Source organism: Ornithinimicrobium sp., from assembly GCF_051004135.1.
Lineage (GTDB): Bacteria > Actinomycetota > Actinomycetes > Actinomycetales > Dermatophilaceae > Ornithinicoccus.
Window position 1 is genome coordinate 1 of record NZ_JBPCKQ010000053.1, and the last position, 7290, is coordinate 7290.

The 7290-nt window shown below is 67.9% G+C and carries 11 protein-coding genes; 7 read left to right on the forward strand and 4 right to left on the reverse strand.

Annotated elements, in window-relative coordinates; translation table 11 throughout:
- Nucleotides 1-275: 275 nt before the first annotated feature.
- The 4 genes from ACR2FV_RS02565 to ACR2FV_RS02580 form a co-directional block, all read right to left on the reverse strand.
- A complete protein-coding gene (locus ACR2FV_RS02565; RefSeq protein ID WP_434014154.1) occupies nucleotides 276-440 on the reverse strand; it encodes a hypothetical protein in 165 nt (54 codons plus the stop codon).
- Between the two features lie 39 nt (nucleotides 441-479).
- Nucleotides 480-932, reverse strand: coding sequence for a class I SAM-dependent methyltransferase (locus ACR2FV_RS02570; protein WP_434014155.1), 453 nt, complete (start codon nucleotides 930-932; stop codon nucleotides 480-482).
- Nucleotides 932-1636, reverse strand: coding sequence for a DUF305 domain-containing protein (locus tag ACR2FV_RS02575; protein ID WP_434014156.1), 705 nt, complete (start codon nucleotides 1634-1636; stop codon nucleotides 932-934). The genes ACR2FV_RS02570 and ACR2FV_RS02575 overlap by 1 nt, the downstream gene beginning before the upstream one ends.
- Before the next feature lie 256 nt (nucleotides 1637-1892).
- Nucleotides 1893-2111, reverse strand: coding sequence for a hypothetical protein (locus ACR2FV_RS02580; RefSeq protein WP_434014157.1), 219 nt, complete (start codon nucleotides 2109-2111; stop codon nucleotides 1893-1895).
- A 175-nt stretch (nucleotides 2112-2286) separates the two neighbouring features.
- Between ACR2FV_RS02580 and ACR2FV_RS02585 the strand changes: the two genes are divergently transcribed.
- The 7 genes from ACR2FV_RS02585 (at nucleotide 2287) to ACR2FV_RS02615 (ending at nucleotide 6945) form a co-directional block, all read left to right on the forward strand.
- Nucleotides 2287-2661 (forward strand): metal-sensitive transcriptional regulator, encoded by a 375-nt coding sequence (locus ACR2FV_RS02585; RefSeq protein ID WP_434014158.1) that lies wholly within the window; start codon nucleotides 2287-2289, stop codon nucleotides 2659-2661.
- Nucleotides 2662-2978: 317 nt separating this feature from the next.
- Nucleotides 2979-3386, forward strand: coding sequence for an ArsR/SmtB family transcription factor (locus ACR2FV_RS02590; protein ID WP_434014159.1), 408 nt, complete (start codon nucleotides 2979-2981; stop codon nucleotides 3384-3386).
- Between the two features lie 47 nt (nucleotides 3387-3433).
- The gene (locus ACR2FV_RS02595; RefSeq protein ID WP_434014160.1) at nucleotides 3434-4270 is read left to right on the forward strand and encodes a cation diffusion facilitator family transporter; all 837 of its coding nucleotides are present in this window, start codon (nucleotides 3434-3436) and stop codon (nucleotides 4268-4270) included.
- 89 nt (nucleotides 4271-4359) lie between these two features.
- Nucleotides 4360-4920: a cation diffusion facilitator family transporter gene (locus tag ACR2FV_RS02600; RefSeq protein WP_434014161.1), complete on the forward strand. Its 561-nt coding sequence runs from the start codon at nucleotides 4360-4362 to the stop codon at nucleotides 4918-4920.
- Between the two features lie 62 nt (nucleotides 4921-4982).
- On the forward strand, nucleotides 4983-5738 hold the full coding sequence (locus tag ACR2FV_RS02605) for a class I SAM-dependent methyltransferase (RefSeq protein ID WP_434014162.1): 756 nt from the start codon (nucleotides 4983-4985) through the stop codon (nucleotides 5736-5738).
- Nucleotides 5735-5923, forward strand: coding sequence for a hypothetical protein (locus ACR2FV_RS02610; RefSeq protein WP_434014163.1), 189 nt, complete (start codon nucleotides 5735-5737; stop codon nucleotides 5921-5923). Before ACR2FV_RS02605 ends, ACR2FV_RS02610 begins: the two co-directional genes overlap by 4 nt.
- A gap of 185 nt (nucleotides 5924-6108) precedes the next feature.
- Entirely contained in the window at nucleotides 6109-6945 is an 837-nt protein-coding gene (locus tag ACR2FV_RS02615) for an alpha/beta fold hydrolase (RefSeq protein WP_434014164.1), read from the forward strand.
- The last annotated feature ends 345 nt before the right edge of the window (nucleotides 6946-7290 follow it).

Consider the following 7290-nt stretch of genomic DNA (forward strand, 5'->3'; position numbering starts at 1 on the left):
CGCCCAAGAAGGTCCCGCCGACGCCGCCCGGCCGCCGGGGTCACCCGCCAAGCCTGGATCGCCCTCGCGCCGGGCGGCCTTGGCGTCACACTCCCTCCGCAACGGAGGTGAACTAGTCGGTTCAGATAGATAGCCCTGATGGTTCTTTTCATTGGAGGAAACCTTTCGACTTTCGGTGAGATGACGTCAGCTCGGCTGACGCGTGTTGGGGCTATGTGAGGTCTCGCCAGGCTCCGACGCGGCACCGGCGCGCGGCGAACTGTCGTGTCTGTGGCTTAGGCTGTGCTGGGCTTGCGGGCTGCCAGGCGCAGGACGATGCCCCATCGGGACCGGGTCAGTTCCTCGATAATCAGCCCTGCACGACGCACGGCGATCTCGGGGTCTCGGAGCAGGTGGTCGCCTTGCGCCCGGACCAGCGACGGGTCAAGGAGCCGCTGCACGGCCCGGACCGGACTCGACGTGCTGGCGACGTGGTCAAGTCAGGCCAAGCGCCCACCGGGGCGCAGCACCCGGGCCATCTCGGCCACCGCGGCCTGGTCGTCTGGGACGCTGCACACACTGAGGGTCGCGACAACGATGTCGAAGGTCGCATCAGGAAAGGTCAGCTGCTGGGCATCGCCCAGTCGCAGGTCGACCGGGCGGTTCAGCGTCTCGGCCCTGGCCCGTGCTCGGTTCAGCATCCTGGGGCTGAGGTCCACTCCCGTCAACTGTGCGCCCGGGGGGTAGAAGGGCAGGTTGCGGCCGGTGCCGATGGCGACCTCGAGGACTTGCCCGGTCGCTCCGGCGCACGCCCACGGCCGACCGTCATCGAATAGGACCCGGTCAGCGATGGCGATGACCTGGTCGTAGCGTGGAGCCATCGTGTCGTAGATGCCACGGACCTGGTCGGTCTCCTCAGCGACTGGCCGGGGATGCCTCCTGGAGGCCACCATCAGCCCGCCGCCGGCTCGGGCGAGGCGGCCAGGTAGCCCCGCATCTGCAAGATCTGCGCGGCTTGCTCCTCGGCGATGACAGCGGCCAGGTCCGCCAACTTTGAATGATCTGCTTTCTGCTTGGCTTGCTCGGCCATGTCTACGCCCAACTGGTGATGCACGATCATCATCTGCAGGTACATCCGCTCGGTACCGGCGGACCCGCCCATCATCGACCCGCCCATCGGCTCGTCGTCTCCGCTGCCACCCATCATGGAGCCGCCCATCATCGACCCGCCGGTGGGCTTGTCGTCTCCGCTGCCACCCATCATGGAGCCGCCCATGCCGCCAAACGTGGGCTCCAGGTCGGGGTACCACTGGGCACGCCAGTTCCGCATCTGGGTGATCTGCTCCCGTTGGCTGGTGATGATGTCCTGGGCCAAGGTTCGCAGTTCCGGACGCTCGGAGTCGGCAATCATCGCCTGAGTGGACATGATCGCGCCCTGGTGGTGGACGATCATCTGGTCGATGAACTGAGCGTCGAAGGGGCGAGCCCGGTCGAAGCTACCCATCCCCATACCCGGCCCGCTCATCATCGTGGTTTCGGATGTGTTGGCACTGGGTGAATCCACGGACTGGTTGACGGCGTAGGCAACGCCGCCACCAAGGAGTGCGGCTGCGGACAGGGCGACCGCCGCGACGCTGGTCCGGTGTGAGGGCTTCATCGATGTTCCTCCTTGACAGGCAGGTCCCGGGTAGGGGCTGGGGCGTCGTGGTGTGCCGGCAGATTCCGCTGAGCACCTCCGCGGTGCCGGGCGAGTTCGGTGCGCGCATCATCGAGGGCCTGGTCCAGTTCCCCGGCGGTACTTGAACGTCCCGGTGCGCTGGTCGCGCGGTTGCTGCGACGCATCGGGCGCACGCAGAAGGCGTAGGTCGACCCGACAGCGGCGAGGAGGATGCTGGCGGGTAGCCACCACTCGCTCACGGCGAGGGGTGGCGCGTGACCCCAGCGCTTCGGGGGTCACGGTCGGCCTGCAGCTGCTCGACCTGGGCCTGCAGCCGGGTCAGTTCGGCTTGCTTGTCGGCTGTCTCGGCGTCGGCCGGTTGCGTGTTCCCGCCTCGCATCATCATCCACATCATCAGCCCCATCACGACCGGGCAGGCCAGCAGGGCCAGGGCGTACAGCGAGAGTTCGGGCATCGGTTCCTCCATCGGTTGCGGTGTGTCCTATCCAAGATAGTACCCGTCGTAGGGGGGTAGCAAGTCGTCGGACTGTAGAATCGCAGTTCAGTACGGGTGTTTCGAACGTGTGCAGGGTCTACCCCCGGGGGGTAGAACCGATGTTGACGTGGCAGCTAGCTGAGGGAGACGAGCCGTGAGTGAGGACGTACAGCAGTCCGTTGGCCTGGCCATTGGGTCGGCCCTAAGTGAGAACAATGAGGCACCGGGCGAGACTCGCACGGCATGTGACCCACGGGCCCGGCCGATGATGAGCCCGGAACGGCAGGCGGACGTCTTACTGCGCCTGGCCAAGGCGGTCGGGCAGGTTCAAGGCGTCTCCCGGATGGTCAACGCCGACCGGTACTGCGTCGACGTGCTGACCCAGATCGCCGCAGCGCAGAAGGCCCTGGACGGCGCCGCCCGAGTGATCACCCGCAACTACCTGGAGCGGTGCGTCACCGATGCCATCGAGGGCGGGGACCCACTGATCTACGACGAGCTGATGCGGGTCATCGACCGTCGTCGCTAAGACACCCGCCCCCGTCACCAGCACCCGCGCCGGTCACAGCCCGACCACGGTTCAAGCAGGCGATAGACAGCAAGGTGCGTCCTGCGATCCGAACGGGGGGACTCAGCGCCATGTCACTCCGACTTGCCCGCTTCTTCCAGTCGTCCCGTTCACGTCCAGGGCCATTGACCTCGGATTCGCCGGTCGTTCTCGTGCAAGCCCGCCAGTCGCCAGCAGCGGCCCGGTTGGTCGCGGCCCAACTCTTCTCGGCTGCACTTGACAGGTAGGGGTCCGCCCCCGGCACAGTTGATCATCTGATCAGAAATGAGGGGTGTGTGATGACTGAGGTCGTCGGTTTGGACGGGTGCACGGTTACGTGCGTGCACCCGGAGAAGGTTGAGCTGGTGTGGTCTCAGACCCCCGGGGAGGAAGACCTGGCCGAGGTGGCGAGGGTATTCAAGTTGTTGGGCGACCCGACGCGGGCTCGGTTGCTCTACGCCCTGTTGGAGGCGGGTGAGTTGTGTGTGTGCGACCTTGCTGCGGCTACCGGGATCAGTGAGGCCACGGTGTCTCAGGCGCTGCGGTTGTTGCGGGCCTCGCGGGTCGTGGCTGGTCGACGGGACGGGCGCAACGTGTTCTACCGCCTTTCCGATGCTCACGTTCGGATGTTGCTGGACATGACCCGCGAGCACGTCGCCCACGACAGTGCCGGCCCTCGCGAGGTGCGAGGCGAGGGGGTCTCGTGAGCGGGGTTCACGGGCATGCCGGGGGGCGGCACCGGTGGCGTTTGGCGGTGGCGTTCGCCCTGATCGCCGGCTTCTTCGTGGTCGAGTTGGTGGCGGGTCTGCTGGCCCAGTCCCTGGCTCTACTTTCTGATGCCGCTCACATGGCGGCCGACGTGGTGACGTTGGGCGCGGCGCTGGTCGCGACACGGGTCGCTACCCGGATTGACGCGACCGGTCGGCGGACCTTCGGCTCATATCGGGCGGAGGTCTTCGCCGCCGGGTTCGCCGTGCTGGTCATGATCGGCATGTCGGTGTATATCGCCGTGGAAGCCGTGCAACGCCTGGGAACGAGCACGAACCCGGCTGCGGGCACGATGCTGCTGGTGGGTGGGCTGGGGTTGGTGGTCAACCTGATCGCCCTGCTGATGCTCCGCGGTGGCGCTGGGGAGAGCCTCAACGTCAAGGGGGCCTACCTGGAAGTGGTCGCTGACACCCTCGGGTCAGTCGGAGTGATCGCGGCGGCGCTGCTGGTCCAGTGGACCGGTGATGGGTGGTGGGACACCCTGATCGCGCTGGCCATCGCGATATTCGTCTTCGTCCGCGCCGTGCTCCTAGCCAGGGAGGTACTGACCGTGCTGAGCCAACACGCCCCACGAGGCATTGAACCCGATGACCTGATCCAGGCCCTGGAGGACGTCCCAGGCGTGGTGCAGGTGCACGACCTGCACGTGTGGACACTGACCTCGGGAATGGACGTAGCCACAGCGCACCTGGTTGCCAGCCAGGACTCTCAGGGCGTGTTGACCCGGGCCGCCGAAATGTTGCAGGCCCGGTTCAACATCGCCCACGCCACCTTGCAGGTCGAAGCCGAGGACGCCACCCCCTGCCAGGGAGCCACCTGGTGAGCAGTAGCCGCACACGGTCGTTTGCTGCCCTGTCACCGGCCCGTCGGGCCGTGCTGGCCCGACGGGCTCAGTACCTGGCCGGGGCCTCCGTGGCCTACAACACGATCGAGGCTGTCGTCGCTATCCTCGCCGGGCAGGTAGCCAACTCCGCTGCCCTGATCGGTTTCGGCCTGGACTCCACCGTTGAGGTAGCTAGCGGGCTGATCATCTTGTGGCAGTTCCGCCACCCGTTACCCGAATCCAGGGAACAAGCCGCGGGGCGTCTCATCGCGGTGGCCTTCTTCGCCCTAGCTGGGTTTGTGACCTATGAATCGATCAGCGGACTCGTGGGCGGTGCGCGCCCCGAATCCTCCCCGGTCGGTATCGCCCTGGCGGCTGCCTCGGTGGCGATCATGCCCATCCTGTCCTTGATCCAACGCCGAACTGGCCGGGAACTGGGCTCCGGTGCCGTCCATGCCGACGGCACCCAAACCCTGCTGTGCACCTACCTCTCGGGCGTCCTGCTCGCGGGGCTACTGGCCAACACGGCCCTGGGGTGGTGGTGGCTCGATGCGGTAGCCGCCCTCATCATCGCTGCCGTCGCTTTGCGGGAAGGGACTGAAGCCTGGCGCGGCGACGGATGCTGCGCCTCGACCAACCCCCACCCCTGAAGCCCTCGGGCACACGCAGACCTATGAAACGACCAGGATCAAGCCCTATCGGGAGGTTCACCGTGGAGCACCGCAAAATCTGGTTCATGGCGACGGTCGCCGCATCCATCGGTTACACCACGCACCGTGCATCCCTGGGCAACCTCCGCGACGCGCAGGCCGTGCGAAGCCTGTACGACCGCCTGGCGCCCGCCTACGACGTCACAGCGTCGATCTTCCGGCCGCTAGGGGCACGCCGGCTGCAGAAACGGGCGGTCGACCTGCTCGACCTACGCACCGTGGTAGACCTGGGTTGCGGGACGGGCGTCAATCTGTCCGTCCTGGCCAACGCGGTCGGCGAACACGGCCACGTCGTCGGGATCGATCTCTCCTCAGGCATGCTCGACCAGGCGCGGCGCCGCACCGACCGCCACCACTTATCCCAGGTCACCCTTATCCAAGGGGACATTCGCAGCGTCCGACTGCCCGCAGGAACGGCCGCGGTCCTGGCGACCGGATCACTGGAAATGGTCCCCGAGTACGACGCCGTCATCCGTGACCTGGCCGCGCAACTGACCCTCAGCCACGGACGGCTCGCCGTGGGCGGTGTCCGGCGGCCACCGGGATGGCCCGCGTGGGCGGTCGCGCTCGGCCGGTCTGCCACCGCAGTGTTCAGAGTCACCCGCGCCTACGAGGACATCCAACCGTGGCGATCGGTGCGCAAGCATATGGACGAGATCTCCTTCGAAACGGCCGCCGGTGGGGCGCTCTACCTGATCGTCGCCAGGCCAACGCCAGCCCCGAGCGGCGACACCGAACCTGCGTCGGCGCTACCGTGAGTGACTTCCTGATCGTGTTGGCCTTCGCGGCGCTGCCAGCGGCCGATAACTTCGCCGGTGGCCTCGCCGCCGAGATCTTCAACGTCTCGGACCGCGCGACGCCGTCCCCCGCAGGCGGCCGCTCGCGCGAGGAGCCTGCCGATAGCCCTACCGTGCGGCCGCGCCCGGCGGGCCCGACGTCATGACCGGCACCGTGTCCGGCCCCTCACGACCCAGGCGCCGGCTCGTCCGGACATCCCCCTCCGGCTCCTCCCGTCGAGGGCTACGCCAGCGCGTCCTTTGGATCGGCCTGAGCGGCGGCCCCGCCTGGTGGGGTTGGCGCCACCTGCGCTCAACGGCGGTGGCGGCATGGTCGCCCAGTCGAGGACCGGTGCGCCGCGCCGGGCCACTGCAGGTTCGGGTGCTGGGCGCCAAAGAGACCGTTGTCCTGCTCCTGCACGGCATGATCGGGGCGGGCAACAGTTTCGGCGCGGTCTACGACGCCCTCGCGGAGCACGCCACCGTCGTCGTCCCGGACCTGCTCGGTTTCGGTGGATCGAGGAACGCCACCGGACCCAGCGACGCGCTAGCCCACGTCGCCGCTCTCGACGCGAGTTTGAGCGCGCTCGGGCTGCGGGGCCGACGCACCATCGTGGCCGGCCACTCGATGGGGGGCGTGCTGGCCTTGTACTGGGCTGCCGCGCACACCGACGACGTCCAGTCGGTCGTGACCTTCGGGGCGCCGCTCTACCGCACCAGGACCGAGGCCGACGTCCACGTCGCGGGCATGGGCCGCGGCCAGGCCCTGCTCGCCGGCGACGGGCCGCTGCCTCGGGCCGTCTGCGCGTGGATGTGCAGACACCGCACCGCCGCGTCGTGGGTCGCAGCCGCTAGCCGACCCGATCTGCCCGTGCCGGTCGCACGCTCTGGGGTGCAGCACACCTGGGACAGCTACACCGGTTCGCTGAACGGACTGATCCGCGACGTCGGCTGGGCCGCAGCCCTGGATGGCCTCGGGCGTGCGCAGGTCCCCGTCGTCCTTGCCACCGGAGCCAACGATCCCGTACCGGTGCCGGGGCGCGCTGCCGAGCTGGCGAGTACGTGGCCGACCATCACACACCTCACACATCGCCACGCCGGCCATGGCCTGCCCCTCACCCATCCAGACTGGTGTCGGCGACTGGTGACCGAGGCGCTGGACCCCGAGGTCGATCAGGTCCCACGGTGAGGTGAGGAACTCCCCGTGAGACGAACGGACCTGCTCGACCGCCACGGAGGGCCTGCCAGGGGCGCGCCACACATCTCCTGCTCGGGTTCGTGGCGGCGATCCCGACACTGTGTGAGCCACGGTGGGCCGGGAGCAGTCCGACCTGGGACAAGTCACATCCGGACCCCGTGGTCATCCCGTCGGCCAGTACCTTGCCAGCCGTGGCCAGCTCCCCGGCCAGGGTAGCCGCGACGCGGATGACAAGTTCGCGATCCCCAGCCATCACTGTCCGTCCACTCACCGAAGTGTCGGTCCTGGTCAGAGCCACGAGTTGCAGAGCCAGTGCCACGGGTGAAGCGCCAGCTC